Origin of the sequence: Cupriavidus pauculus (assembly GCF_002858765.1) — a bacterium.
In the GTDB taxonomy this organism is placed as follows: Bacteria; Pseudomonadota; Gammaproteobacteria; order Burkholderiales; family Burkholderiaceae; genus Cupriavidus; species Cupriavidus pauculus_B.
Genome location: NZ_PJRP01000005.1, coordinates 196,863 through 223,341, shown reverse-complemented (window position 1 = coordinate 223,341; position 26,479 = coordinate 196,863). Strand labels below are relative to the sequence as shown.

24 protein-coding genes are annotated in these 26,479 nt (G+C 65.9%); 4 read left to right on the top strand and 20 right to left on the bottom strand.

Annotation, left to right across the window (positions count from 1 at the left end; all coding sequences use genetic code 11):
• Positions 1-17: 17 nt before the first annotated feature.
• The 3 genes from CYJ10_RS13695 to CYJ10_RS13685 are packed head-to-tail and all read right to left on the bottom strand — an operon-like array spanning position 18 to position 2,903.
• Positions 18-872: an amidohydrolase family protein gene (locus CYJ10_RS13695; protein WP_101682032.1), complete on the bottom strand. Its 855-nt coding sequence runs from the start codon at positions 870-872 to the stop codon at positions 18-20.
• On the bottom strand, positions 869-1,909 hold the full coding sequence (locus CYJ10_RS13690; protein WP_101682031.1) for an amidohydrolase family protein: 1,041 nt from the start codon (positions 1,907-1,909) through the stop codon (positions 869-871). Before CYJ10_RS13690 ends, CYJ10_RS13695 begins: the two co-directional genes overlap by 4 nt.
• Before the next feature lie 19 nt (positions 1,910-1,928).
• The gene (locus tag CYJ10_RS13685) at positions 1,929-2,903 is read right to left on the bottom strand and encodes a PhnD/SsuA/transferrin family substrate-binding protein (protein ID WP_101682030.1); all 975 of its coding nucleotides are present in this window, start codon (positions 2,901-2,903) and stop codon (positions 1,929-1,931) included.
• Positions 2,904-3,217: 314 nt separating this feature from the next.
• On the opposite strand from CYJ10_RS13685, the gene CYJ10_RS13680 reads away from it, so the two are divergent.
• The gene (locus CYJ10_RS13680) at positions 3,218-4,396 is read left to right on the top strand and encodes a lactonase family protein (RefSeq protein WP_101682029.1); all 1,179 of its coding nucleotides are present in this window, start codon (positions 3,218-3,220) and stop codon (positions 4,394-4,396) included.
• On the opposite strand, the gene CYJ10_RS13675 is transcribed toward CYJ10_RS13680, so the two are convergent.
• The 3 genes from CYJ10_RS13675 to CYJ10_RS13665 all read right to left on the bottom strand — a co-directional run bounded on the left by CYJ10_RS13675 (position 4,374) and on the right by CYJ10_RS13665 (position 7,635).
• A complete protein-coding gene (locus CYJ10_RS13675; protein WP_101682028.1) occupies positions 4,374-5,321 on the bottom strand; it encodes a helix-turn-helix domain-containing protein in 948 nt (315 codons plus the stop codon). The two genes, CYJ10_RS13680 and CYJ10_RS13675, sit on opposite strands and share 23 nt — an antisense overlap.
• 280 nt (positions 5,322-5,601) lie before the next feature.
• A complete protein-coding gene (locus CYJ10_RS13670; protein WP_101682027.1) occupies positions 5,602-7,146 on the bottom strand; it encodes a tripartite tricarboxylate transporter permease in 1,545 nt (514 codons plus the stop codon).
• A 3-nt stretch (positions 7,147-7,149) separates the two neighbouring features.
• Entirely contained in the window at positions 7,150-7,635 is a 486-nt protein-coding gene (locus CYJ10_RS13665) for a tripartite tricarboxylate transporter TctB family protein (RefSeq protein ID WP_180862929.1), read from the bottom strand.
• A gap of 401 nt (positions 7,636-8,036) precedes the next feature.
• Here CYJ10_RS13665 and CYJ10_RS13660 point away from each other — a divergent pair, with 401 nt between their 5' ends.
• Positions 8,037-10,157: a LamG-like jellyroll fold domain-containing protein gene (locus CYJ10_RS13660; protein ID WP_101682026.1), complete on the top strand. Its 2,121-nt coding sequence runs from the start codon at positions 8,037-8,039 to the stop codon at positions 10,155-10,157.
• 166 nt (positions 10,158-10,323) lie between these two features.
• Here the strand turns inward: CYJ10_RS13660 and CYJ10_RS13655 are convergent.
• A protein-coding gene (locus CYJ10_RS13655; protein ID WP_374703210.1) for an IS3 family transposase occupies positions 10,324-11,693 on the bottom strand; the annotation gives its coding sequence in 2 pieces (ribosomal slippage) (positions 10,324-11,225 and positions 11,225-11,693; 1,371 coding nt in all).
• Between the two features lie 84 nt (positions 11,694-11,777).
• On the bottom strand, positions 11,778-11,930 hold the full coding sequence (locus tag CYJ10_RS34125) for a hypothetical protein (RefSeq protein ID WP_180862928.1): 153 nt from the start codon (positions 11,928-11,930) through the stop codon (positions 11,778-11,780).
• 242 nt (positions 11,931-12,172) lie between these two features.
• Between CYJ10_RS34125 and CYJ10_RS13650 the strand changes: the two genes are divergently transcribed.
• Entirely contained in the window at positions 12,173-13,747 is a 1,575-nt protein-coding gene (locus CYJ10_RS13650) for a serine hydrolase (protein ID WP_101682025.1), read from the top strand.
• A gap of 22 nt (positions 13,748-13,769) precedes the next feature.
• On the opposite strand, the gene CYJ10_RS13645 is transcribed toward CYJ10_RS13650, so the two are convergent.
• The 9 genes from CYJ10_RS13645 to CYJ10_RS13605 form a co-directional block, all read right to left on the bottom strand.
• Complete coding sequence (locus tag CYJ10_RS13645) at positions 13,770-14,708, bottom strand: dihydrodipicolinate synthase family protein (RefSeq protein ID WP_101682024.1); 939 nt, start codon at positions 14,706-14,708, stop codon at positions 13,770-13,772.
• 117 nt (positions 14,709-14,825) lie between these two features.
• On the bottom strand, positions 14,826-16,139 hold the full coding sequence (locus CYJ10_RS13640; RefSeq protein WP_257993308.1) for an MFS transporter: 1,314 nt from the start codon (positions 16,137-16,139) through the stop codon (positions 14,826-14,828).
• A 61-nt stretch (positions 16,140-16,200) separates the two neighbouring features.
• The gene (locus tag CYJ10_RS13635) at positions 16,201-17,175 is read right to left on the bottom strand and encodes a Bug family tripartite tricarboxylate transporter substrate binding protein (RefSeq protein ID WP_374703265.1); all 975 of its coding nucleotides are present in this window, start codon (positions 17,173-17,175) and stop codon (positions 16,201-16,203) included.
• A gap of 60 nt (positions 17,176-17,235) precedes the next feature.
• Positions 17,236-18,093, bottom strand: a complete 858-nt coding sequence (locus tag CYJ10_RS13630) for an amidohydrolase family protein (RefSeq protein WP_257993307.1) — start codon at positions 18,091-18,093, stop codon at positions 17,236-17,238.
• On the bottom strand, positions 18,090-19,013 hold the full coding sequence (locus CYJ10_RS13625) for an SMP-30/gluconolactonase/LRE family protein (protein WP_101682022.1): 924 nt from the start codon (positions 19,011-19,013) through the stop codon (positions 18,090-18,092). Before CYJ10_RS13625 ends, CYJ10_RS13630 begins: the two co-directional genes overlap by 4 nt.
• Before the next feature lie 5 nt (positions 19,014-19,018).
• Positions 19,019-20,011 (bottom strand): Bug family tripartite tricarboxylate transporter substrate binding protein, encoded by a 993-nt coding sequence (locus tag CYJ10_RS13620; protein WP_257993306.1) that lies wholly within the window; start codon positions 20,009-20,011, stop codon positions 19,019-19,021.
• A gap of 112 nt (positions 20,012-20,123) precedes the next feature.
• The gene (locus CYJ10_RS13615; protein WP_257993329.1) at positions 20,124-21,062 is read right to left on the bottom strand and encodes a hydroxyacid dehydrogenase; all 939 of its coding nucleotides are present in this window, start codon (positions 21,060-21,062) and stop codon (positions 20,124-20,126) included.
• A 2-nt stretch (positions 21,063-21,064) separates the two neighbouring features.
• Positions 21,065-21,763, bottom strand: coding sequence for an RraA family protein (locus CYJ10_RS13610; RefSeq protein WP_101682020.1), 699 nt, complete (start codon positions 21,761-21,763; stop codon positions 21,065-21,067).
• Between the two features lie 48 nt (positions 21,764-21,811).
• Complete coding sequence (locus CYJ10_RS13605; RefSeq protein ID WP_101682019.1) at positions 21,812-22,774, bottom strand: tripartite tricarboxylate transporter substrate binding protein; 963 nt, start codon at positions 22,772-22,774, stop codon at positions 21,812-21,814.
• 167 nt (positions 22,775-22,941) lie between these two features.
• Between CYJ10_RS13605 and CYJ10_RS13600 the strand changes: the two genes are divergently transcribed.
• Positions 22,942-23,670 (top strand): IclR family transcriptional regulator, encoded by a 729-nt coding sequence (locus CYJ10_RS13600; protein ID WP_101682018.1) that lies wholly within the window; start codon positions 22,942-22,944, stop codon positions 23,668-23,670.
• A 71-nt stretch (positions 23,671-23,741) separates the two neighbouring features.
• Here the strand turns inward: CYJ10_RS13600 and CYJ10_RS13595 are convergent, their stop codons facing one another.
• The 3 genes from CYJ10_RS13595 to CYJ10_RS13585 all read right to left on the bottom strand — a co-directional run bounded on the left by CYJ10_RS13595 (position 23,742) and on the right by CYJ10_RS13585 (position 26,412).
• Entirely contained in the window at positions 23,742-24,809 is a 1,068-nt protein-coding gene (locus CYJ10_RS13595; RefSeq protein WP_101682017.1) for a porin, read from the bottom strand.
• A gap of 71 nt (positions 24,810-24,880) precedes the next feature.
• Positions 24,881-25,405: a gamma carbonic anhydrase family protein gene (locus CYJ10_RS13590; protein ID WP_101682143.1), complete on the bottom strand. Its 525-nt coding sequence runs from the start codon at positions 25,403-25,405 to the stop codon at positions 24,881-24,883.
• 26 nt (positions 25,406-25,431) lie between these two features.
• Complete coding sequence (locus CYJ10_RS13585; RefSeq protein ID WP_101682016.1) at positions 25,432-26,412, bottom strand: tripartite tricarboxylate transporter substrate binding protein; 981 nt, start codon at positions 26,410-26,412, stop codon at positions 25,432-25,434.
• Positions 26,413-26,479 lie beyond the last annotated feature (67 nt).

Here is a 26,479-nt window from a genome sequence, read left to right as displayed (position 1 = left end):
CCCCGGCGGCCTGCGCCTCAGGCCAGGCCCGGATAGAGCTTTTGCGCGGTCTTGCCGAAGATCCACGCGCGCTCCACCTCGTTCAGGCAAGCCAGCCCTTCGTGGGCCGTGGCCAGGATCTCGGCCAACGTGCCCGGCGAGGTCGGGAAGTTCGACCCCCAGGCCAGCCGTCCCGCGCCAAAGACCTCCGCCACGCGCGGAAAGAACGTCTCGGCGCTGGCGCGCTCCTGCTTCACGTCGCCAAAAATCCGTGGCGTGAGCTTCAGGTAGATGTTCTCCAGCGCGGCAAGGTCGAACAGGCTTTGTGCCTTCGCGTACGGTGGGCCATCGGCCACCTCGGGGCGTCCCAGGTGATCGAGCAGGATGCGCACCCTGGGAAAGCGCCTGGCCAGCGCCGTCACCTGCGGCAGGCCGATCGGGCCGGTCTGGATGCACATGGTCAGACCCAGTTCGCCGCACAGCTCCCAGGCCGGAAACGCACGCGGGTCGTCCAGTTCGCTCGGATCGAAATCCTTGGTGCTGCCGCCGGTGAACAGGCGCAGCCCGGCCACGCCGCGCGCCACCCACTCGCGGATGCGCAGCGGCGCATCGGGCTGCAGCACGTCGACCGAGCCCACCGCGACGAGCCGATCCGCGTACTGGTTGCAGCCGTCCACCACGTAGCTGTTGTCAAAGCCGTACGTGGTGGACGAATGCACCACCGCGGCCTTGGCCACGCCGGCCGCATCCATCGCCGCAATCAGCGTCTCGACCGTGGTGGGCCGCTCCTTGGACCATTCCGAGCGCTTGCCGAACAGCGGGGCCGGCGGATAGCGCGTCTCGTCGTCGGCGATGATGTGCGGGTGGATGTCGATGATCTGTGGCGATGTCATGCCAGGGCTCCTTGCTGGGCGCGTGCCTTCAGGCGGGCATCCAGACGCGGGTAGACGCGCCGGGCATTGCCTTCAAAGATCTTGCAGCGGTCGGCGTCGCTCAGGGCCGGGCAGGCATCCAGATAGCGCTTGGTGTCATCGAAGTTGTGGCCGGTGTCCGGGTCCTTGCCGCGCACGGCGCCGATCATTTCCGAGCCGAACAGCACGTTGCTGGACGGAATCACCTTGGTCAGCAGTTCCACGCCGGGATGGTGATAGACGCAGGAATCGAAGAACACATTGTCGAGCAGCCCTTCCAGCGGACGTTCGCGCATTTCCAGCGACATGCCGCGATAGCGGCCCCAGTGGTAAGGCACCGCACCGCCGCCGTGTGGAATCACCAGGCGCAGCGTGGGGAAATCCTTGAACAGATCGCCCTGCAGCAGCTGCATGAAGACCGACGTATCGGCGTTCAGGTAGTGCGCGCCGGTGCCGTGGGCACATGGGTTGCATGACGCCGCCACATGGATCATCGCCGGCACGTCCAGGTCTACCAGCGCCTCGTACAGCGGATACCAGGAGCGATCCGTCATCGGCTTGCCGGTCCAGTAGCCGCCCGACGGGTCGGGGTTCAGGTTGCAGCCAACAAAGCCAAGCTGCTCCACGCAGCGGCGCAGCTCGGGCACGCAGTTGGCCGGATCGGCACCGGGCGACTGCGGCAGCTGGCACACCGGCGCGAAGTTGTCGGGATACATCTCGGTGACGCGGTAGACCAGGTCGTTCGAGATCTCGGCCCATTCCAGGCTGGTGCGCTCATTGCCCAGGTGGTGGCTCATCAGGCCGGCAATCGGCGAGAACAGCGTGAGGTCGCTGCCGCGCTCCTGCTGCAGACGAAGCTGGCCGTTGCCAACCCCTTCGCGGATCTCGTCGTCGGACACATGCGCGCCCGACAGCGGCGGCGCGTTGGCGATGTCGTCGGCGCTTTCCACCTGTTTGGCGCGCCAGGCGCGGAACGATGCGGGGACGGTCGTGAAATGACCGTGGCAGTCGATGATCATGATGCGTTTCCGTGTGAATTCAGCGGCCCAGCGGGTCCACGAACAGTTCGTGGATCGCCATGCGGCGCGGGGTCAGGCCCTGCCTGAAGGCCGTGGCTTCCAGCGTTTCGATGGTCTTGAGGTTCTCCGCCAGGCCGTATGGCAGCGGATCGTGGCCGACGATCATGCGCAGTTCCAGGTACTTCCTGTCGCTGGCGCTGGTGGCTTCGCCGGCATCGAGCCGGGCCAGCCATTCCTGCTTGGCCTGGGCGAAGGCGTCGTAGATCGATTTGGCAATCCACGGGTGCTCGGCCAGCACCGAGTCCTTGACCACGATGGCCCCGTGCATCGGATAGACACCGGTACGCGCGTAGTACTCGGATTCCAGCTCGGCGGCGTTGGGCAGCAGGTCCGGGTAGTCGGCCTCGACCTCCTTCCAGCCGCCGGTCGGCGCGCCGGTGCGGCCGATACCCGCCGCCGCCGCAAAGCCGGCCACCAGTTCGCCGCTGGCCATCATGTCGGCCAGCGAGGTGCCAGCCGGTGCGTGGATCACGTTCGACGGCAGCTTCAGTTGCGTGACGTGCTCTTCGTCGTCGACCACCCAGGTCACCTTCGACGCATCGAGCCCGAATTCGTCGATCAGCACCTGGCGCGTCCATACGCCGGTCGTCACCGAATAGGCGCGCACACCCACCTGCTTGCCTTCAAGGTCTTTCGGATGCCGGATGCCGGCGTCGGGCCGCACCAGCAGGCCGCCGTGGTGGAAGCGGCGCACCACGAAGATCGGCAGCGCCACGAACGGGGCGCCGTAGGCACGGGCGATGATGTACGTGGTGGGTGCCAGTTCGCAGACATCGAACTCGACATCGCGCACCATGCGGCGGAACGCGCCGATCTGCGGCTGCACCGTGACGAATTCGGCATCCACGCCTTCGATGGGAATGGTGCCGTTGCGGATGGCCGAGGTATGCGGGTGCTCGGCAATCGCGATCTTGAGCGGGACTTTCTTTGCCAACTGCTTCTCCTTTGGGTATCTCGCGTCCGTCGCGCCAGATCACGGGGCTGGCACCGGACGCGTCGTCTCGATGGAGAGCAAGAATATTGAGCAGGCCGCGCCGCGTCCCTACACAAAACGAAGATTCACTGGGATTTTTTTGAAGGGGTGCGAAGTCCGGGCACAATGGCCGGCACGGGGCCTTGCACGCGGCTAGGGGTCATCCCTGAGCCGCGCGGAAAATGCCAGCAAAGCTGTGTTTTGTGCAAGGACGCGCGGCGCGGCGTCGCCTACGCTTGCGCGCTGGCATCCCCCTGAGCCACACGACGACAACCATGACGCAGATTTCCCGGAGGCAGACTTTGAAGCGGTGCGGCGCGCTGGCGGCGCTGGCCGTATCGGGCATTCCCGTGGCGCCGCTGCTGGCCGCCTCGCAGGCGACGCCACCACAGGGCAGTCCCCAGGGCGAACTGGTCTACGTCGGCATGCAGGAGCGCCAGATCCGTGCGCTGCGCTTCGACCCCGCCGCCGGCACCCTGACCGCGCTGGGCACGGTGGCCGAAGGATTGCGCTCCACCTGGACGCTGGCGCATCCGAAGCTGCCGGTGCTCTATGCGGTGGATGACGACAACACGCGCGAAGGCAGCGTCACCGCGTTTTCGGTACACCGCCAGACTGGCGCGCTGACCCGGCTCAACGAGGTAGCCAGCGGCGGCAGCGGCACCACGTACCTGTCGCTGGACGTGCCGTCAATGACGCTGCTCGCCGCCAACTTCGGCGGCGGATCGTCGTCCAGCATCGCCCTGCAGCCAAACGGCAGCCTGGGCGCGCGTGTCTCCACCATCAAGGAAACCGGCTCCGGGCCGCATCGGCGCCAGACCAGCGCGCATGCACACGGAATCGTCATCGATCCGACCGGCCACTACGCACTGGTGTCCGATCTGGGCGCCGACCGCGTGTTCGTGTACGGCTTCGACCGGGCCACGCGCCAGCTCTCGGGCGACGACTCTGCCAATCCGGCACCGTTCGTCGCCACGCCCGGCAGCGGCCCGCGCCATATGGCGTTCGGGCCCGACGGCCGCTTCGTCTATCTGCTCAGCGAGTTGACCGCCGAAATCGTCACCTTGCGCTGGGACACTGCGCATGGCGTGCTCACGCCGGTGCAGGCGCAGCCGGTCAGCAGTGCCGCGTTCGAGGGGGTCAGGAGCGGCGCGGAGCTGGCGGTCAGCCGCGACGGCCGCTTTGTCTACGTGGCGGATCGCGGCGAAAACACGATGGTGGTCTATCGTGTCGCCGCCGGTTCGGGAGAGTTGTCGCTGGCACAGCGCGTGCCATCGGGCGGAGAAAGGCCGTGGCACTTCGCCATTCATGACGCGGGCAAGTGGATGCTGGTGGCCAACCAGCGCAGCGGCCGGGTCAGCGTGTTCGCCGTCGACCCCGTATCGGGCAAGCTGATCGATACTGGCCATGGCGCCGATATCCCCTCGCCCGTCAGCCTGACTTTTGTGAGGTAGGCTGCTGGCGCGCGGCAATCCGGAACTGGCTGGGCGCCTGCCCCACCTCCTTGCGGAAAAACCGTGTGAAGTAGGCGGCATCGGCAAAACCGAGCCAGAACGCGATCTGTTCCACCGACATGTCACCGAAGATCAGGCTGCGCTTGGCCTCCGTGACGATCCGCGCATGGATCAGCTTGGTGGGGCTCTGCCCCGTGGCCGATGCGCACGCGGCGCGCAACTGCACCGGCGACACCGCCAATTTCGAGGCATAGTCCTGCAGCGACAGGTTGTCGCGGTAATGTCGGTCGATCAGTTCGCGGAAGCGCTCGGCGAGCCGGATATCGTGCCGCGCGGTGCCGTCGCCGCCCGCCACGTCCAGCGTGGTACCGCGCACCAGCACCAGCAACAGCGTGGTCAGCAGCGCCTCGGTGCCCACCACGTGGCCCACCGACTGCGACTGGATTTCCTGCTCCAGGCTGCGGATCAGCCGGTAGAACTCGATCTCTGCATCGGCAGAACAGGCCAGTGAAATCATCCGCGGCGACGACCAGAGTTGCACGAATGCCTGCAGCTTGGCGTTGAGCTGCACCAGATAGGTGACGTCGACGGTCACCACCCAGCGATCGACATCGATCTCGTAGTCCAGCCCGTGTACGCACTCGGTGGGTAACAACAGTGCGCACGGGCCCTCGAACGGCACGCTGCAGCCTTCCAGGTTCATCACGCCCTTGCCGCTGCGTACGAAGATCACCTGCCCATACGCCGGATGCGCGTGCGGCTCGGTTTTCCAGCGACCGCGCTCGGTCACGTGGCCAACGTTGACGAACCAGTCTTCCTGCTTCTCTTCGGGACGCTCCACATAGAGCCGCACCTTGGGCACCGTGGTCGGTGCCGCATTGGGATTCGCGGTGCGCGTGGGCCTGCCGGCCGCAGCATTTTCCATAGACAGTCTCCTGGTCGGCGGGATCGATCATGGTCATGCCGCGCCGTCGGCTGGCGCGCGTCCCGCTTGTACCTTGTGTGCCCCCGGACTACGGGATGCGACGGCAAAGTGACGCATCGTCCGGCAGGCGATCGCGACATTCTAGACCTGCCGCCCAAGACGCTCAATGCAGGGAGTTTTACGGATTGTTAAGCGAGGGCAAGGCGCCGCTTGCGGGCCCACCAAAGAAAACGGGCGCTGCTCGCGCAGCGCCCGGCACCGTCTTCAGACCCCTGCCTTCTTATTCGTTCACGGCCAGCCCGGAGTCGGGCACTTCCACGACCGGCGCCTTCCTGCCGCCCCGACCGCGCCATGCCGACCACGTTACCGCCGTCACCAGCAGCGCGGAGATCACCACGAACGTGCAGCTGATGGGGCGCTGGACAAAGACCGTCAGGTCACCGCGCGACAGCAGCAGCGCGCGGCGGAAGTTCTCCTCGACCATCGGCCCGAGCACGAAGCCCAGCAGGATCGGGGCCACCGAGAACTCCAGGTACATCAGCAACGCGCCGATCAGGCCGAAGGCCAGCACTTCCCAGATCTGGAACAGGCTGCTCTGCGTACTGAAAACGCCCACGGCGATAAAGAACATGGCCGACGGGAACAGGTAGCGATACGGCACCTGCAGCAGCTTGACCCACACGCCGATCATCGGCACGTTCAGGATCATCAGGATCACGTTGCCGATCCAGAAGCTGGCGATCAGGCCCCAGAAGATGTCCGGGTGATCGCTGATCAGCTGCGGCCCCGGGGCGATGCCCTGGATCATCAGCGCGCCCAGGATCAGCGCCATCACCGCGTCGCCGGGGATGCCCAGGCTCATCGTCGGGATGAAGTCGACCTGCGTCTTCGAGTGCGACGACGCTTCGGGTGCCGCCACGCCGGCGATCATGCCCGTGCCGAACTTCTCGGGCGTCTTCGAGATCTTGCGTTCCAGCGCGTAGGCGACGAACGTCGTGATCGTCGGCCCCGTGCCCGGCATGGCGCCGAACAGCGTGCCCACGCCAGTGCCACGCACCATCGGCCAGAACGCCTGCTTCAGCTCGGCCATGCTCGGGCGCATGTCGCGGATGCGCAGCTTGGCGTTGCTGGTAACCGCGGTCATGCGGTTGACGTTGAGGATGAAGTCGGCCACACCGAAGAGGCCCATGGCGATGGCCACCAGTTCCAGGCCGTCGCTCAGTTCCGGGATTCCCAGCGCAAAGCGGAACGTACCGGTGTTCACGTCGGTACCCACCACGCCGCACAGCAGGCCGAACAGCGTCATCGCCACGCCCTTGAGCGGCGAACCGCGCGACATTGTCGAGCCCGCCAGCAGCCCCAGCAGCATGATCGAGAAGATCTCGGCCGGGCCGAACTTGAAAGCGATGGCGGTCAGCAGCGGCGACGCGAAGATCATCACCAGGATGCCCACCGACGCCGCAAAGAACGAGCAGATCATCGTGATGCCCAGCGCCGTACCACCCTTGCCTGCGCGCGTCATCGGATAGCCGTCCAGGCACGTGACCGCGTGCGGCGGATGCGAAGGCAGGTTGAGCAGGATGGCGCCGATGGCGCCGCCGTACTGCGAACCGTAGAAGATACCGGCCAGCATCAGGATGGCAGGCACGGGATGCATCACGTACGTCAGCGGCAACAGGATGGAAATGGCCGACAGCGCGCCCATGCCGGGCAACACGCCGATCAGGTTGCCAACCAGCACGCCGAAGAACGACCACATCAGGTTGGTGCCCTGGAAGGCCACGCCGAAGCCAAACCAGAGATCATGCAACGCATTGGAAACCATGGCTCAGCCCCCCCAGGTAAACAACGGCAACTGGATTTGCAGCAGCCACGAGAACACCACTGCGGCAATCACGCACATCGCCACGGCCAGGCACGCAGCCTGCTTGACGCTGTTGTTGCGATCACCGAGCGCGGAAATGAAGACGATGGCAAACGTCGCCGGAATCATGCCGCCGTACACGCCGAACAGTAGGAAGGCCAGCGTGCCCAGCACGATGCAGACCGTGCCACGCAGATCGGGCGCCGCATGGCTGTGCCCATGCCCTGCCGGTTGCTCCGCCTGCGGCGCTGACTGGCCGCGCGCCGAACTGGCGATCAGTACGCCGACGAACGCCAGCAGCGCGCCCACGGCCACGGGAAAGAAGCCGGGACCCATGCGGCTGAGCGTGCCCGTGTGGTACTGCAGGCCGGCGGCAACCGCCGCCAGACCGACGAGCACCATCAGCGCGCCACCGTAGTAGTCTTTCTTGAAGCGATGAGCCTGGCTCATTGGTCGGCCCTCCTGCGGTCGTGCTGCGGGGGCTGGGTACGGCGATCGAACATCGTTTGTCTCCTTCAACGCCCGCGCTTGCGGGTCAAGCGGAAATCTACAAACGATGTCTTCCAAGGGCCTTTCACGGAGCTTCCAGCTACCTTACATTTTGCATCACGTTGTGATGTATCTGCCTTTGCGCGCGGTTTTCTCGGTGTTATCCCTGCATTGGGAGACAAGCGGCTCCGGGGGAAGTTGTATGAGACACGCAGACACATTGGGGCCTGTGAGGCTGCCACGTCGTGAACGGCCGCGGCATGGGCTTGCAACGGGTTCGTCACATATTCATCAACGCCTTGTCATGTGGATTCCAGACACTTGCCGCTTTTCGAGAACGCAAGACGTTGAGGAACACCGCCATGACCAGCAAGAAGCCGAACACCCCTGCAATGCCGCTCGACACCCGAGCGCTCGAGGGGATTCCCGACCGTCAGCGCCGGCTGTTGCTGCGGGCCGGCCTGGGCATGTCGCTGGGGGGCTCGGCGGCACTGCTGGCCGCCTGCGGCGGTGGCGACGATGCGCCGGCCGGATCGGCCACACCGGGCGCCACCACCCCCGGTGCCAACACGCCCACCGGCAAGGTATCGAGCTTTGCACTGGCCGTGCTGCCCGATACGCAGTTCTACTCGCGCTACGCCACCACGGACGAAAACCTGCAGTTCCAGCGCAAGTATGGTTCCACGCCATTCCTGGCCCAGACCAAGTGGATCACGCAGAACGCCGCCAACTTCCGCATTCCGTTCACGATCCACCTGGGCGACGTGGTGGACCAGCAGGGCAAGGCGCTGCAGTGGCAGATCGCCGACGAGGCAATGAACGTCCTGGAGCGCGCCAACGCGCCCTACTCGATCCTGGCCGGCAACCATGACGTGGTCTCGGATGTGGACTACGTCGACGCCAGCAGCCAGGCGTCGAACACCGATGCCCAGCGCAACCTGGCCACCGAACCGTACCTGAAGACCTTCCCCACCACGCGCGCCCAGCGCCAGACCACGTTCGGCGGGCGCGACCCTTCAGGCTTCCACGAGTACCACCTGTTCGACGTCGACGGCAACCAGTTCATGGTGCTGTCGATGTCGTGGCGCGCGTCTGACGCCGCCATCACGTGGGCGCGCCAGGTACTGGCCGATCATCCGAAGGTGCCGGTGATCCTGTCTACCCACCAGCTGCTCAATATCGGCCCGGACGGCGTCACGCCGCTGGAAGTGCCGTACGGCCTGATGCTGTGGGAGAAGCTGATCAAGGACAACGACCAGATCTTCATGACGTTGAACGGCCACTACCACGGCGCCGCGCACCTGACCAAGGTGAACAACTTCGGCAATCCGGTGGAGGAAATGGTCGTCGACTACCAGATGGCCTATATGGGCGGCAACGGCCTGATGCGCCTGTACGAGTTCGACCTGACCAACAACAAGATCAAGATCCTGTCGTTCTCGCCGTGGGTGCCGCAGAAGCCGACGAGCACGCTGAACGAATTCGACGTGGCGGTGCTGACCGAAGGCAACCAGCAGTTCGAGATCGATTTCGATTTCCGCAAGCGCTTTGCCCGCTTCAACCCGAGCTTCGTCATCCCCGCCGCCGGCAACGACCCGATCAACGTCCGCGCCAAGGCGGCCATCCTGGCCAACTACAACGAGCCGACCATCACCGACAAGAAGCCTGCGGCCGATGTGAACGACTACCCGCTGGTGGCCTCCACCGTGGCGCACTGGCGTTTCTTCGGCGGCACCGACGGCGCCGCCGTGCCGGTGGGCCAGGTCATCAACGACGTGACAGGCGCCAACCCGGTGGCCCGCGAAGCGCTGGCCAATGGCGGCACCGCGCAGCTCAACGACATGACCTGGTCGAACGACCACCACTACCTGTCGGCCGCGCCGGGCAGCGTGATGTTCTCGAATTCGACCAATTCGCCCACGCGCATGAGCTATTTCGCCACGCAGACCACGGCGGCGCTGAACGCGCTGACGTTCGACACCGGCTATACGGTCGAGGCGTTCATCAAGCTGCCGGCAACCTGGACAGCCGCCAACAACGCGTGGATGAACATCATGGAGCGCGAAGGCCGGCGCGGCAACGTCACGGGCATTGGCAGCGGCGATGGCAATGAAAGCCCGCTGATCTTCGCGATCTCGAGCCTGCGCGAAGTGCAGTGGGAAGTCACCCCCAGCACCTCGGGCACCAAGAACCCCGCCGCCAACTGGTCCGGCGAGATCATTGCCGGCAAATGGGTGCACGTGGCCGTGGTGAACGACCCCGCGACCAACGAGACGGTGATGTACGTGGAAGGCGCCCCCGTGCTGCGCAACGCGTCGAACACGCGCGGGATCGCCTTCGTCACCGCCGCAAGCCGCATGTTCATCGGCGGCGGCGTCTACAACAACGCGCCGTCCAACGGCTTCCTGGGCCAGATCGGCGAGGTGCGCATCTGCCCCGAACCGCTGACCGCCGACAAGTGGCTGACGGCTCGTCGCGCCTGACCTGGCGATAAGCGACTGGCCGGCCGCTGGGGTGGCCGGCCCTGGCGGCGGTTACGTATGGTTGCACTGGAATCGCCGCTTCCCATTTGCACTACGCTGCTACGCGCCAAAAACGGAAAAGGCCGGTCATCTTGAACTGACCCCAGAAAGTTGGACAGTTGATTTGCTAGGCTAGAGAGGGCTGAGTCCTGTACTTCACGGGACTCAGCCCTTTAAGTTTGAGCTTGATGCGGTCGTGATTGTAATAGTGAATGTATTGGCGCAGGCCTTGCTGTAGCTCCTCGACGCTGGCGAACTTGTTCAGGTAGAAGAACTCGGACTTCAGGGTGCCGAAGAAGCTTTCCATGGTGGCGTTGTCGAGGCAATTGCCCTTGCGGGACATGCTGGGACGGATTCTGCGCTGTTTGAGCATCCGCTGATAGGCCGGCATCTGGTACTGCCAACCCTGATCGGAATGCAGCAGCGGTCGGTCCTTCGGGCTGAGGCGGCGGAACGCCTTCTTCAGCATATTGCTCACCATCTCGAAGGTGGGCCTACGGGCAGTCTCGTAGGCGATGATCTCGCCGTTGTACAGGTCCAGCACCGGGGAGAGGTACAGCTTCTCGCCGGCCACGTTGAATTCGGTCACGTCGGTTACCCACTTCCGATTCGGACGCCTGGCCTGGAATTGCCGTTGCAGAACATTGGGTGCGACACGGCCTACCGTGCCCTTGTAGGAGCGGTATTTCTTCGGCCGGACCAACGACTTCAGTCCCATCTCTCTCATGAGGCGCTGAACCGTCTTGTGGTTGACGATCGTGCCGGTTTGCCGGATTACCGCCGTGATGCGGCGGTAGCCATAACGGCCCATGTGCCGGGCAAAGAGTTCGCGAATGCGCGCTTTCAGCTCCGTATATTTGTCGTGGGCCTGCAGCACGGCCTGCTGGTAGTAGAACGTGCTGCGCGCCAGTCCTGCCACCCTCAGCAAGCCGGCCAACGGGTACTGCTGCCTCAGCTCAAGCACTATTTGCGCTTTTTGGGTTGCGCAGATGTCTTGCTCGCTTGAACCAAGGCGTCGAGCTTTTTTAGGTACGCGTTCTCCATGCGCAGGTAGTCCAACTCTTCAAGGAGTTCTTCGCGCGTGCGCGTCAGGTCGCCTGATGACCGCGATGGCTTTGTCTTGGGAGTCCGTTGTGGCATCTTGCTGGGCCGTCGTCCCCTGGGGCGAGGCGTCAGAGCTTCTAAACCCCCAGCATCATACTGGCGTTCCCACACGCCAATGGCGCCGCTACCGCGGATGTCGAACAGCGCCGCCACTTCCCGATGCGACAAGCCTTGGCGGCGCATCCGCTCAAGCACGGAGAGCTTGAACTCTGCGCTGTAGGTCTTGTACCTGCGCTTGAGACTGGCTTGGCCATGCAGCCGATAGGCTGCAACCCACCGCCGCACCGTCCCCTCGTCAATCCCATAGCGCTTGGCGAGCGCGCCGGCCCCTGCGTGCCCGGTCAGATACTCCTTGATGACCGACAGTCTGAACTGCTCGGTGTACCTATACATGAAAACACCCCAAAAGTTGGTGTCCAACTTTTGGGGTGCAGTTCAATCTGACCGGCCTTTTTTGCGTCTGGCTATCGGCCAGGGTCAGCAATTGCCTTTCTTGGCCTGGCCCGGTGGGCAGTACCCATTGCCGGGGCCGCCTTGCGGCCGGGCTGCCGGACCGCTGTCTGGCGCGTAGTAGGCGCAGCCGCCGAGCAGCGTCGCGCTGGCAACGATGATGACCAGGATGGCTTTCATGGTGTGTCGGGGCGAATGATCTGGTGCCTGAAGCATAGGGTTGGCAACCCGGTTCGCGCACCCGCCTTTGCAACGATTCGTAACGAGAATGAAACAGATCGGCACCGCAGGCGGGCGCCTAAGTTGGACGCGGCACATTCGGCACCGGCCTGCGTCGCCTACAGTGATGTTTATCTGTCTGCGCGATCCGCGCGATCCCAGCATTTCCAGCACGCTCAGCATTCCCAGCCAGGAGAACCGCCGTGGGCAAACTGCAAGATCGACGTCGCTTTCTGGGGGCCGCACTGGGCGGCGTGCTGGCGCCTACCCTGCCCGCCTGCGGCGGCGGCAGCGACGATCCTGCCCCGGCACCGGCACCGGCGCCCGCTCCGGCCCCCGCCCCCGTGCCGGAAGCCCAGATAACTCAGGCCATCGCCCAGGTCGATACCCTGGCCACCAACCTGATGAGCAGTTCGGGCGTGCCCGGCATGGCCATCGCCGTGGTCCGCGGTAATCAGATCGTGTATGCCAGGGGATTCGGCCGCAGGCTGGTGACCGACCCCGCTGCCGTCGATGCCGACACCGTGTTCCAGCTGGCATCGGTCTCCAAGCCCATCGGCGCCACCGTAGTGGCCCGGCAGGTGGGGCGTGGCAGCGTCCAGTGGGACACGCCCGTCATCGCGCAATTGCCGTGGTTTGCGCTCTCCGATGCCGATTCCACCCCGGCCGTGACCATCGGCGACTGCTATGCGCATCGCACCGGCCTGCCAGATCATGCCGGCGACCGGCTCGAAGACATGGGCTACGATCGCCGCGAGGTGCTCACGCGCCTGCGCTTCCTGCCCGTGCACCCGCTGCGCGCCGCCTACGCGTACACCAACTTCGGCATGACGGCCGGGGCCGAGGCCGTGGCGACCGCGTCGGGCATCGATTGGGCAACGCTGTCCGAGCAGGCCATCTACCAGCCACTGGGCATGACGCGCACCAGTTCGCGCTACGCCGACTTTGCCGCCCGGGACAACCGTGCGCTTGGCCATGTGAAGGTGAACGGCGTCTGGGTGCAGGGCCTGGGCACCATGCCCGATGCACAATCGCCGGCCGGCGGCGTCAGTTCGTCCGTCAACGATCTGGCGAAATGGCTCATCATGCTGCTGGCCAAGGGTGAGTTCGCCGGCCAGCGCATCGTCGATGCCGCTGCCCTGGCACCCGCGCTGGACCAACAGATGCAGAACGGCCCGCCCGTCAACGGCCGCCCGGCCAGCTGGTACGGCTATGGGTTCAATGTCGGCACCACGGAGCTGGGGCTGACCTCGTACAGCCATTCCGGCGCCTTTGCTGTCGGCGCGGCCACCAGCTTTACCGTCGTACCGTCGCTGAACCTGGCCATCGTCACGCTGACCAACGGCTACCCCATCGGCATCCCCGAAACCCTGAACGCGCAGTTCTTCGACCTGGTGCAATACGGCGCCTTCCGCCGGGACTGGGGCGCCATCTTCGCCGACGGCCTGGCCCCGCTGCTACTGCCCGAGGGCCGCCTGGTCGGCCAGCCGCCGCCGGCCAGCCCGCTGCCGCCACGGGCCCTGTCGACCTACGCCGGCACCTATCGCAACGACTACTACGGGCCGCTGCAGGTCACCGAGCAAGGCGGCGCACTGGTCATGACGCTGGGCGCCCGCCCGCTGACCCTGCCACTGACGCACTGGGACGGCGACGTTTTCACGTTCACCCTCCACAACGAAAACGCCACACCCGGCACGATCTCGCAGGCAGTCTTTGCGAGCGACCGGGTGTGGCTGGAGTACTACGACCACGAGGGCCTGGGGGTGTTTACGCGCTAGCGCCACGCGCCAACGGCAGCCCTCACGGCACAAGTCGCCCCGCGCGGGCGTCGAAGCGCGCCAGCCGGGCCAGCAGATGTTCCACCTCGAGCCTGGCCTTTTCCGTCAGCGGTGCGGACGGCTTGCGCTGTGCGGCCGATGCCAGGATGCCGCGCCGCTTCAGCACATACTTGCGGACGGCCAGGCCGGCGCCCGGCTGCTGCTCGTAGCGCAGCAGCGGCAGGTGCGCGTCGAACAGGTCGTGCGCGGCCTCGCGCTGACCCTCCTGGCTCAGGCGCACCACATCGCAAAGCATGTCGGGGAACGCGTAGCCCGTATTGGCGCCGTCGGCGCCCCGCTCCATCTCGTAGTCCAGGAACAGCCCGTTGTTGCCGCACAGGATGGAGATATGCCGCATGGACCCATCGGCCTCGAAGCCGCGCAGCGTGGAGATCTTCTCCAGGCCGGGCCAGTCCTCGTGCTTCAGCATCACGCACGAGGGCAGTTCCTGCACGATGCGGCGAATCACGCCGGGCGTCATCTGCACCGAGAAGGTCAGCGGGTAGTCCTGCAGCACGAACGGTACGTCGGCACCGATGGCCTCCACCGCCTGGCGGTAGTAGCCCACAATCTGGTCGTCGGTCCGCAGCGTGTTGGGCGGGGCGATCATGACGCCGGCTGCGCCCCGGTCCATGACATCGCGGGTCAGCGCGCGCATGGCGGCGAAGCCTGGCGCCGACACGCCCACCACCACCGGCAGCTTGCCCGCGCGGGCAATGACGCGCGACGCCACGTCGAGCGACTCGGCATGTTCCAGCTTGGACGCCTCGCCAAGCTGGCCAAGCACCGTGACGCCGGTCGAACCGCAGCCGACGTAGAAATCCATCATGCGATCGATGGAGGCCGTATCGATGGCGCCATCGTCAAGAAACGGAGTCGGCGCAATCGGAAACACGCCCTTGGCATCGGAAGTCAGCAGCATCAGTCGTTCACCTGTGAGAAGCGGATTGGAAGCCGGCAAGTGCCCGCCGTGGCACATCTGACACCACAAGCCGTGCCGCCGTCAATCGGTCGGTCAATCGGTCGATCGTTCGATCGGTCAATCGGCATGCGCCGCGGCAGCCCCCGCCCTGCTACTGATCCACAGCAGCAGGGCGCTGCCCAGCAGCGCCAGCGCGACCAGCGGCAGCAACGCCAGGCCATAGCTGCCCGTCGATGCCTTGATCAGTCCGACCAGCGACACCATGCCGCCGCCCATCAGGTTCGAGGCGGCATTGATGCCCGCGAGCCCTGCCGCGGCCGATTCCGAATCGAGCCAGCCTGAAGACAGCGTCCAGAACGGCCCCTTGAACGAGTATGCGCCGCACAGCGCCAGGCACAGGCCCAGCAGCGTGGCAGCCAGGGTCGGGGCCACCAGCGTTGCCAGCAGGCCGACCGAGATGCAGGCCAGCGGAATGGCCGTATGCCAGCGGCGTTCGCCCGTCTTGTCCGAATGGCGGCCCCACAGCACCATCGCCACGCACGCCAGGCCATACGGCACCGCATTCACAAGGCCCGTCTCGAAAGTGGTCAGTCCGAACGATTTCAGCAGCTGCGGTTGCCAAAGCGACAAGGTGGTGCCGGCGGCCGACGCGCCCGAGCACACCAGCGCCATCACCAGGAAATGGCGGTTCGACAGCAGCTTCCAGATCGATGCCTTGCCCACCAGCTTCTTGCCGCCGCGTTCGCTCTCCAGCCGGTTCGAGAGCCAGACCTTCTGGTCGTCGTCGAGCCATCTGGCAACCTGCGGACGGTCCGTCAGCACGAACAGGCAGGCGATCCCGAGCAGCACCGTGGGCAAGGCTTCGAGCAGGAACAGCCATTGCCAGCCGTTCAGGCCCAGGAAGCCATGCACGTGCAGCAACGCGGCCGACAACGGCGAGCCCAGGAAACTGGCCAGCGGAATCGACACCATGAACGTAGCCACGATCCGCGCCCGGTAGGCCGACGGAAACCAGTAGGTCAGGTACAGGATGACGCCCGGAAAGAAGCCTGCCTCGGCCGCACCCAGCAGGAAGCGCACCGTATAGAACGAGGTCTCGCCCGAGACGAACGCCATGGCGCCCGAGACCAGGCCCCACGAGATCATGATGCGGGCGATCCAGCGGCGCGCCCCCACCTTCTGCAGCGCCAGGTTGCTGGGCACCTCGCACAGGAAGTACGACACGAAGAAGATGCTGCCACCCAGGCCGTAGACGGCGGCATTGAAGCCCAGGTCCTTGTTCATCTCCAGCGCCGCGAAGCCAAGATTGACCCGGTCCAGCAGATTGAAGAAGTAGCAGACCATCAGGAACGGAACGATGCGCCAGGCAATCCTCCTGATCGTGTCGGCTTCCAGATTGCGCTCTTGGCGTTCGGCAACTGCGGTGTACAACGTCTTCTCTCCGGTTGTGATGCAAACAGGTACGGCCAGGCCGGGTGAATCCAGCGCAGGGTTACTCCAGTGTGATGTTCGCCGCCTTGCCCACACGGCTCCACTTGGCGATATCGGTCTTCTGGATCTCCGCCAGCCGCTCGGGCGCGCCGCCCACTACCTTGATGCCCAGCTTGGCCAGTTGCGCCTTGACCTCGGGGTCCTGCAGCGCGCGGTTGATCTCGGCGTTGAGCCGCTGGACGATGGCGGGCGGCGTGCCGGCGGGCGCGAAAATGCCCTGCCACTGCTCGGCCTCGAAGTTCGCCACGCCGGCTTCGGCCATCGTCGGCACATTCGGCAGGCTGGGCACCCGCGCCGCGGTGGCCACGGCCAGCGCGCGCAGCTTGCCGGCCTGCACGTGCGGCAGGATCGGCGCCGTGGGCGCGAACATGAAGTCGACGTGGCCGGCCATCACGTCCTGGATGGCCGGGACATCGCCCTTGTACGGCACATGGTTCATGCGCATGTTTTCCTGCTGCTGCAGCAGCTCCGCCGACATCTGCAGGATCGTGCCGTTGCCGCCCGACGCATAGCTCACGGTGCCCGGCTTGGCCTTGGCGGCGGCCACCAGATCCTTGACGCTCTTGTACGGGCTGTTCGGCCCGACGATCAGCACGCTGGGGATGGTGCCCAGCAGCGCCACCGGCGCGAACGACTTGACCGCGTCATACGGCAGTTTGGGATTCAGCGCGGGGTTGATGGCGTGCGAGGCCGTCGACGCCCCGAGCAACGTGTAGCCGTCCGGCGCGGCGCGGGCCACGAAGGCCGAGCCAATGGCGCCGGTGGCACCGGGCCGGTTCTCGACCACGATCGTGGTGTGCAGCGCCTGGCCAACCTTTTGCGCGACCAGGCGCGCCAGAATGTCGGTCGTGCCGCCCGCCGGGTAAGGCACGATGTAGTTGATGACCTTGCCGGCGGGCCAGTCCGTCTGCGCGTGGACGCTGCCGATGGCAAACGATGCGGCGGCCAGACAGGCCGACATGCCCAGCTTGCGCATGCGGGCCGCGAGGTGAAGCGATGCAAACATCATGTCTCCAGTTCTTCTTTGCGGTACGACTCAGGCCGGGGCAATGTCCCCGAACCCGTAAAGTGATTGCGGATTGCCAACCAGCACCTGCTGCGCCGTGTCGGACGATCCACACCAGCCCAGGAACGCGCGCAGCACGGCGGCATCGTCAACCGGCGGCACGGCTCTGGCCTGCGCCGAGGGGTGTGGCCAGTCCGATCCCCACAGCATGCGCTCCGGCGCCAGATCCAGGTAGCGCGCCGCCAGCGGCCGCATGTCGCCGTAATGCGGCGCCCCTTGGAGCGATTCGATATAGGGCCCCGACAACTTCACCCAGGCCTTGCCGGCCGACACCAGACCGGCAATCACGCGGTACGCCGGCTCCGCCTCCGGCTTGCCGAGCGGCAGGTGGCCGTAGTGATCGAACACCACCGGCACCGGCAGCCCGGCCAGCATGCCGGCCGCGTCGGGCAGCCACGCAGGCGGCAGATTGAGCTGCACATGCCATCCGAATCCAGCGATCCGCGCGGCCAGCGTGGGCAGGTCGTCCAGCGATACCGGTGCGGGCAGCGTCAGGTTCAACCGGATGCCGCGAATGCCTGCCCGGTGCAGCCGTGCCAGTTCGTCGTCGGTGACTTGGGGCGCCACCACGGCCACGCCGCGTGCGCATGCGCCCAGCGCCGCGATGGCGTCGGTGGTGCTGGCGTTGTCGGTGCCGTAGGTCGACGGGGTGACCACGATCACCCGCTGCGTGCCCAGCACGTGCTGGACCTGGCGGTAGTCGTCGACCGAGGCATCGGCCGGCCGCAGCGTCGCGCCCGGCGCCACCGGATAGCGGCTGTCGTAGACGTGCATATGGCAGTCGCAGGCGCCCGGGAATGCGACGACGGGATTCGGTCCGGCGCTCATGCCAGACGCCCGCCATGCACCGGGGCGCCGCCCTCGGGCATCGCCGCGCACAGGATCGAGCCGGTCGTCGACTCGGTCATCAGCAGCGTGCTGCCATCGGCCCCGCCAAAGCACAGGTTGGTCAGCGACGCCCCAACGGGCGTGCGAATCACCTCGACCGGCTCGGCGCGATGGTTGAGCACCCAGACATAGCCCAGCCCCGGATTGGCCACCAGCAGGAAGCCGTCGGCGCGCATGGCCAGCCCGTCGGGGCCGCTCGGTCCGTACGACGTAAAGAACTGGCCGACCTTGCTGACCGAGCCATCGGCCTGCAGCGGCACGCGCCACACGCAGTTGCCGCGTGTCATGGCCACGTACAGCACCTTCTCGTCCGGCGACAGCACCAGGCCGTTCGGGCTGGGCGCGTTGGCCAGCAGCACATCGAGCCGGCCATCGGGTGCCAGCCGATACACGCGACCCGTGGGATCGTGCATGCCGGTCTGGCCCTGGTCCGTGAAATACAGGTTGCCGGCCGCATCGAAGGTCAGATCGTTGACGCCCCGGAAGCGCTCGGAATTCCGCCGCTCCAGAAACGGCGTGACGGTGCCGGTGCGGGCATCGAGCCGCATCAGCCCGTTGCGGTAGTCGGTGATCAGGAAATCGCCACTGGCCAGGCGCTTCATGCCGTTGGGCTCGCCGTCGTACTCGGCCACCTGCTCCCAGTCGCCCTGCAACGACACCCGGAAGATCCGGCCATGGGGAATGTCGGTGACCCACAGATGGCCGTCCGCCCAGACGGGGCCTTCCAGGAAGGAATCGGTGACCGCGCCGCCGCGATTGGCCAGCGACCAGGCGTTGTCCCGATCCTGCCGGCGAAACGCGTCCGGCAACCGGGTAAGCACCGTGGCGTCACGCACGTTGGGGGGCTGCAGCAGCATCATGGCGTCTATTGCTTTTCGATATTGGCTTTCTGCGCGACCGTGGCCCATTGCGCCGTTTCGCGCTGGATCAGTTGCGCAAACGCGGGGCTGTCCAGGTTGCCCGGCTGCGAGCCCATCTTTGCCAGGAAGTCCTGCATGTCGGGCGCCTGCAAGGCCTTCTGGATTTCGGCCTGCAGGCGGGCGATGACTGCCTTCGGCGTGCCCTTCGGCGCGGCCAGGCCCGACCAGTTGAACAGGCTGAAGGCCGGCAGGCCGGCTTCGGCAAACGTCGGCACATTCGGGAATACGTCGACACGGCTCTTGCCGCTGATACCAAGCAGGCGCATCTGATTGCCCTTGACCGGCGCCAGCGCGGTGGGCGTGGACACCACCAGCAGATCGACGCTACCACCCAGCAGGCCCACCATGGCCTCCCCGGCCCCTTTGTACGGCACGTGCATCAGCTTGATGCCGGCCGCCTGCTGGAACGCCTCGGCGGCAAAGTGCGGCGAGCTGCCGGGGCCGCCGGTGCCAAACGTGACTTCGCCCGGATGCGCCTTGGCGTAGCTGACCAGCGACTGCAGATCCTTGAAGCGCGAATCGGCCTTCACACCCACCACCACCGGCGAGAACGCAAACGGCGCGATGGGCACCAGCGCGGTCTGATGGTCCCAGTTCAGCTTCTTGAAGACGTACGGCAGCGTGGTGTACGAATTGTCGTTGGCCAGCAGCGTGTAGCCGTCTGCCGGCGCGTTCACGACCTGCGTGGTGCCGATCGTGCCCGAGGCACCCGGCTTGTTCTCGACCACGAAGCTCTGGCCCGTCTGCTGGGTCAGCTTCTGAGCCACCTTGCGGGTCACCACGTCGACGGCCCCGCCCGGCGGGTTGGGCACGACGATCCGCACGGGCTTGTCGGGATACGCCGCCAGTGCGGGGGTGCCCAGGCCGGCCAGTGTCGCGGCAGCGGCCAGCGGCGCCGCCAGACGGGAAAATGAGCGGAAAAATGCGCGATGCAACATCGTTGTCTCCTGGCACCTGCGGCGGGTCTGGCTGCCGCCAAACCCACCGCGATGCCTGTTTCTATCTGGGGAAACCGGGCGGCTTCCCTTGCAGCGTTACGCCCTTACTCGACTACACCGCCGTGGCGGCGTCCTGCAGCACGGCCAGCACGTTCTTCGCCGCGCCCACGCCCATGTTCACGTAGGCCGCATCGCTGACACCGCCGATGTGCGGCGACAGGATCAGGTTCGGCGTCTGCTGGAACGGGTGCGGCACGGTCATCGGCTCGACCGCGAAGCTGTCCAGCCCGGCCGCATACAGCTTGCCGCTGGCCAGCGCGTCGGCCAGCGCCGGTTCGTCGATCAGGCCGCCACGCGCCGTGTTGACCAGAATGGCCCCGTCCTTGAACTGGGCCAGCGTCTCGCGGTTCAGCATGCCGCGGTTGTCGTCCGTCAGCGGGCAATGCAGCGACACCACATCGGCCTCGCGATAGAGCTGCGGCAGGTTGTCCACCCGCGTCACGCCCTGGGGCACGGTCTTCGCATAAGGATCGAACGCGATCACGCGCATGCCCAGCGCCACGCCGGTCACCGCGGCGCGGCGGCCGATCTCGCCCAGGCCCACGATGCCCAGCGTACGGCCGTTCAGCTCGATGGTCTTGTGGGTCGACTTGTCCCAGTGGCCGTCGCGCATGCGCGCGTTCAGGTGCGGCACGGCTTTGGCGCAGGCCAGGATCAGCGCCCACGCGTGCTCGGCCACGGCCGCGGCATTGGCGCCTACCGCCGCCTTCACCGCGATGCCACGCTGGGCGGCGGCGTTCTGGTCGATCACGTCGATGCCGCTGCCGTGCTTGGAGATCACCTTCAGCGACGGGGCGGCGTCCATGATCGTCGCTCCTACCTTGCCGTAGCGCACGATGATGGCCACCGGGTCCTTCTCTTTGGCCAGCGCCAGCACGGTTTCCTCGCTGCATTGCTTGCCGGCGAAGACAACCTCGAAATCCTTGAGCAGTTCAAGCGCCTGAGGCGCCAGGTCATTGCCCGTGACCAGCAGAACGGGGGTCTTCACGATGCTCACAGCGATTCACCCTCGGCCAGCACGCCGGCGGCGCGCAGTTCCTTGTCGAGCCAGCCCGGGCGCAGGTCGCCGGCCTTGATGGCGGCAATGCGTTTGGCTTCGGCATCCACCTTCTTCTGCGCCAGTTCCAGGATGGCCGGCACATCCTCGCGCGGGATCACGACCACGCCATCGGCATCGCCCACGATCAGGTCGCCCGGATTGACGGCCACGCCGGCCACCGACGCGGGCCAGTTCACCAGGCCGCCAATGGCCTTGGTGGGGCCGCACGGATTGGTGCCGGCCGAGAAAATCGGGAACGCGCCATGCGCCAGCTCGTGCGAATCGCGCACGGCGGCATCGATCACGAAGCCGGCAAGGCCCGAGGCCTGCGCCTGGGTGGCCATGATCTCGCCGCACAGCGCGGCGGTCTGGTCGCCCTTGCCGTCGACCACGATCACGTCGCCGGGCTTGGCCAGGGCCAGGCCCACGTGGAACATCAGGTTGTCGCCGGGTCGCACCTCGACGGTCAGCGCCGGGCCGCACACCTTCATGGCCGGCGACAGGCCCTGCACGCGGGCGTTCAGCGTGCCGCGACGGCCCACCACATCGGCCAGGATGGCGGCCTGGAACTTCGACGCGCGCGCCACCAGTTCGGGCGAAACGCGCTCAAAATCGCGACGGATTGCGGGGGATGCTTTGGCTTGGGTGCTCATGTACGACTCCAGATATGACGGACAAACAAGGGGATCTGCCAGAGAGGCTTACCTGGTGGAAGCGAGCTTCCACAGGCTTTCAAACTTGCCGCGCTGCGTGGCCATGTGCTGGGTCCACGCCGCACCGGACAGATAGGAAATGCCGCGCGCCTCGTTGACGGCGCGGGCCAGGAATTCGGGATCTTTCGTCGTGGCCTCGATGGCGTCCTGCAGGCGTTTGGCGATCTCCGGCGGCAGGCCGCGCGGCACCGCGAAGCCACGCTCGGACGAAATCGTGATGTCGAGCTTCTGCTCGCGGGCCGTCGGCACGTCCGCCACCAGCCCCGGCCGGCGCTCGTTGCCCAGTTGCGCCAGCACCTTCACATCCTTCGAGGCGCGATCGGCCTCTGTGAATTCGGTGGTGCTCATGGCCATCACGTCGATGTGGTGGCCCAGCAGGCTGGTCTTGGTCTGCGACGTCCCGGCAAAAGGAATGTGATTGACGCGGGCGCCAGTGACCTGCTGCAGCGCCAGGGCAGCCATGTGCCCATTGGTGCCGATGCCGTTGCTCCCCATCGACACGCCCTCGGGGTTGCCCTTGAGCTGCCGGACCAGGTCGGCCAGCGACCCGAGCTTGCTGTCGCCGGCCACCACGAACATGGCCGGATCGTCGATCACGCGCGCCAGCGGCACGATGCTGGCCGGGTCGTACTTGGGCTTGCGCTGGATGGGAATCGTCAGCAGCGACGGCGTGGACACGATGCCGATGGTGTAGCCATCGGCCGCCGCCCGCGACAGCGCCGAATAAGCGATCTCGCCCGACGCGCCCGGCTTGTTCACCACCACGATGCGCGCCTTGCCGCCCAGGTGCTTCTGCAGGAACGGCGTCATGGCGCGCGCCAGCAGGTCCGTGCCTCCCCCGGCGGCAAAGCCGACGTAGACCTCGATGGGCCGGTCATCGGGCCAGGCTGCGTGCGCGGACATCGCCGCCATCGCACATGCCGCAACGAGAAGGAATCGGACTTGACGCATTGGTTGTCTCCGTTTTTTGTTGCGTTGTACTGTGTACAACAGCGTTTCATAAATTTGAGACAACTATAGTCCGTTAAAGTCGTCGCTCCACTTGGCGTTTACCCGTGTACAGTACAAAATGGCGTTGTACACAGTACAATGACCAGAATCACGTACCGGAACAAAAGATGAGTAACCACGGGGTAGCCGCCGTCGAAAAGGCGCTTGGTTTGCTGGACTGCTTCCGCCTTGGCGCGGAGATCCAGTCGCTTGCGCAACTGTCCAGCACCTCCGGCATGCACAAGACGACGGTGTTCCGTCTGCTGAATTCGCTGGAGCGGATGAGCTATGTAGTACGCACCGCCGATGGGCGGTATGCGCTGGGGCCGCGCGTGCTCTACCTGGGCAAGCTCTACGAGCAGTCGTTCCAGCTGGGGTCGCTCATCGAACCCGTGCTGCAGGAACTGGCGCTGGCCACCCGTGAAAGCGCGTCGTACTACGTGCTGCACGGCGACGAGCAGCGCATGTGCCTGTACCGCGCCGAACCGAGCGAAGGCCTGCGCGAGACACGCCTGCCCGGCACGATCCTGCCGCTGGATGACACGGCAATCGGGTCGGTGCTCAAGTACTGGGGAAAGGACGATGAATCGGCCCGCCGCGACGAACCGTTGCCATGGTTCACCGCAGGCGTGCGCGACATTTACACCGCCGCCTTCGCCACGCCGCTGTTCGGCGCCGGCGACAAGTTCATGGCATCGCTCACGCTTTCCGGCCCGGCCTCGCGCCTGCAGGCAGCCGACCGCACCGAGATCGCACGCGTGCAACTGGTGGCTGCAGCCAAACTGTCAAGGCTGCTCGGTGCGAGCCCGGCGTGGTGCGAGAAGGTCTACAGCACAGGCAGCTTCACGCACGACTGAAGCCGGCGCCGCGCCATCGACGCCCGCCCCTCGCCGCCCGCCCTTCCACCGCACCTCGCCGGATCAAGCGATCAGAAGATGTGCCTGATCCCGGCCACCACGCCGGTCTGGTTCACGCCTGGCGCCACCGTGCCACCATTCACCACCCCCAGCGTGGACGCGCCCTTGTTGTCCATGAATGATGCGTTGAGGTACAGGTCCGTGCGTTTCGACAGCGTATAGGCCATCGCCATGGCGTAGCTCATGGCATCGTTGGGCGAATCGCGCCGGTCGGTGCGATAGACACCGGCGCGCACCACGAAGGCCGGCGTGAAGTTGTACGAACCGCCGATCCAGTACAGATGGGCGCGCAGCGACGGCGTGGCGATAGTCCCCTGCAGGAAGCGGTAGCCGGCCGTCGCCGTGAAGGGCCCATCGGTCCACAGCAGCCCGGTCGCGTAGCGTCGTTCGATCATTTCGGACGACGCGGCCGACGTGCCGCGCCGCTGGTCGTAGGCCAATACCATGCCGAGCTTGCCGACCGTGTACGACGTACCCGCGCCAATCTCCTGCCCGATGCGCGGATTGCCCGGCACTTCGCTGCCGTTGACCACCGTGGCGTCGTAGCCGGCGCTGTACATGCCGGTGATGGTCAGGTTGCCGAAGTTGCCGGTGTACTTGATGGCGTTGTCTGCACGGTTGGCAAACTGCGCATCCTGGGCCAGCAGGCCATAACTGGTGTAGCGCACGGGATCGAGTGGCACGAACAGGTCGTACAGCGTGTTGATCTGCCGTCCCAGCGAAATCAGCCCCCATGGATTCTGCAGGCCGACATAGCCCTGCCGTCCGAACAGGCGGCCGCCCTGCCCCGACGTGCCGGTGTCGCTGTTGAAGCCGCTTTCCAGCACGAACACCGCGCTCAGGCCGCCGCCCAGGTCTTCCTTGCCGCGCAGCCCCCAGCGCGACCCGGTCACGTTACCCGGCGACATCCGATACACGGAGCCCGATCCATTGGCCCCCGCGTGGTTCAGGAATTCGATCCCCGTATCAACCAGCCCGTACAGCGTCACCGATGTCGATGATTGGGCGCAGGCAGCGCCGGTGCCAATCGCACAGGCGAGCGCCGCCACACCGGCTGTTGCCAGTCTCTTGTAATGCATGTCTCCTCCGTCTGAATGGGAAATGGCCCACGCCGGTCTGGTTGCCGGCTGCGGGAAAACAGGGCTCGCGCTCAGGCGATGCGCTTCAGCGCGGTCTTGTAAAACGCCGCGCGCCGGGCATAGTCGTCGGCATTGGCGCGCAGGTTGTTGACCTCTTCCTGTGTCAGCTCGCGCACGGCCTTGGCCGGGGCGCCCAGGATGAGCGAGCGCGGCGGAAAGGCCTTGCCTTCGGTCACCAGGGCGCCTGCGGCAACCAGTGACTCGGCGCCGATGTTCGCGTGATTCAGCACGATGGCCTGGATGCCGATCAGCGCACCGTCGCCTACCGTGCAGCCATGCAGCATGGCCTGATGGCCCACGCTGACGTGCGCGCCAATCCGCAGCGGATAGCCGGGATCGGTATGCAGCACCGCGCCCTCCTGGACATTGCTGCCCGCGCCAATCCGGATCGGCTCGTTGTCGGCACGGATGACCGCGCCCGGCCAGACACTGACGCCATCGGCCAGTTCGGCGCGGCCAATAACGGTGGCCTCGGCGGCCACGAAGGCGCTTTCGGCAAGGGATGGCGTGTGTTCGGCGAGCTGATAAACGGGCATGTTCTCGATGGGATGGATTGAGGGGATCATTCGACCTTCACGTTGGCCTTCTTCACCAGGCCTGCGTAACGGTCGGCTTCGGCACGGAAGAACTGTGCGGCGGCCTCGGGCGAGCCGGGCTTGATGACGGTGGCCTGCTTCTTCAGCGCTTCCACCACCTCGGGGCTGGAAAACGCCGTGGCAAAGGCGTCGTGTATGCGCTTCACGTCGGCCGGTTTCATGTTGGCGGGACCGATCACGGCGAACCAACCCTCGACGTGGTAGCCCGGCAGGCCCTGTTCGGCGATGGTGGGCACCTCGGGCGCCACGGGCGAGCGCGCATCGCCACACAGGCCGATGGCGCGCAAGGTGCCGGCCTTCAGGTATGGCAACGCGGCGTTGAGCGCGACCACGCCCATGTCCACCTGTCCGCCCAGCAGGTCGGTCACCATCGGGCCGGTGCCCTTGTAGGGGATTTGATTGGCCTTGACGCCGGCTTCGCTCAGGAACATCTCGCCGGCCAGATGGATGATCGTGCCGTTGCCGGACGACGCGTAGTTGTAGCCGTCGGGCTTCGCCTTGAGCAGCGCCACCAGTTCCTTGACGTTCTTCGCCGGGACTTTCGGATTGACCACGAGCACAAGCTGCGTGGCGCCAAGCACGCTGATGGGGGTCACGTCCTTGATCGGATCGAAGGGCATGGACTTGAACACGCTCGGGTTGATCACGTGGTTGTTCGAGACCAGCCCCAGCGTTGTGCCGTCAGGCTGGGCCTTGACCACGGCGGCCGCACCGGTGATGCCCCCTGCGCCGGGCAGGTTCTCGATCACCACGGGCTGGCCCATGGCCTTGCCCAGGGCCGGGCCGGCGGTGCGGGCGATGGCATCGACGCCGGAACCCGCGCTGATTGGCAGGATCAGCCGTACCGGCTTGCCGCCCTGGGCCAGCGCGGGCAGCACTGGCAGCGCGGTAGAGAGCAGGAAGGCCGTGGCAGCCGCCGCGACCCGCCAGTGGGGGCGTGAAATCATGGTTGTCTCCGTCATGCTTTGTTATGGAACTACGGTACTGAGGGCCCAGCCAGATGCAGTCAGTCGG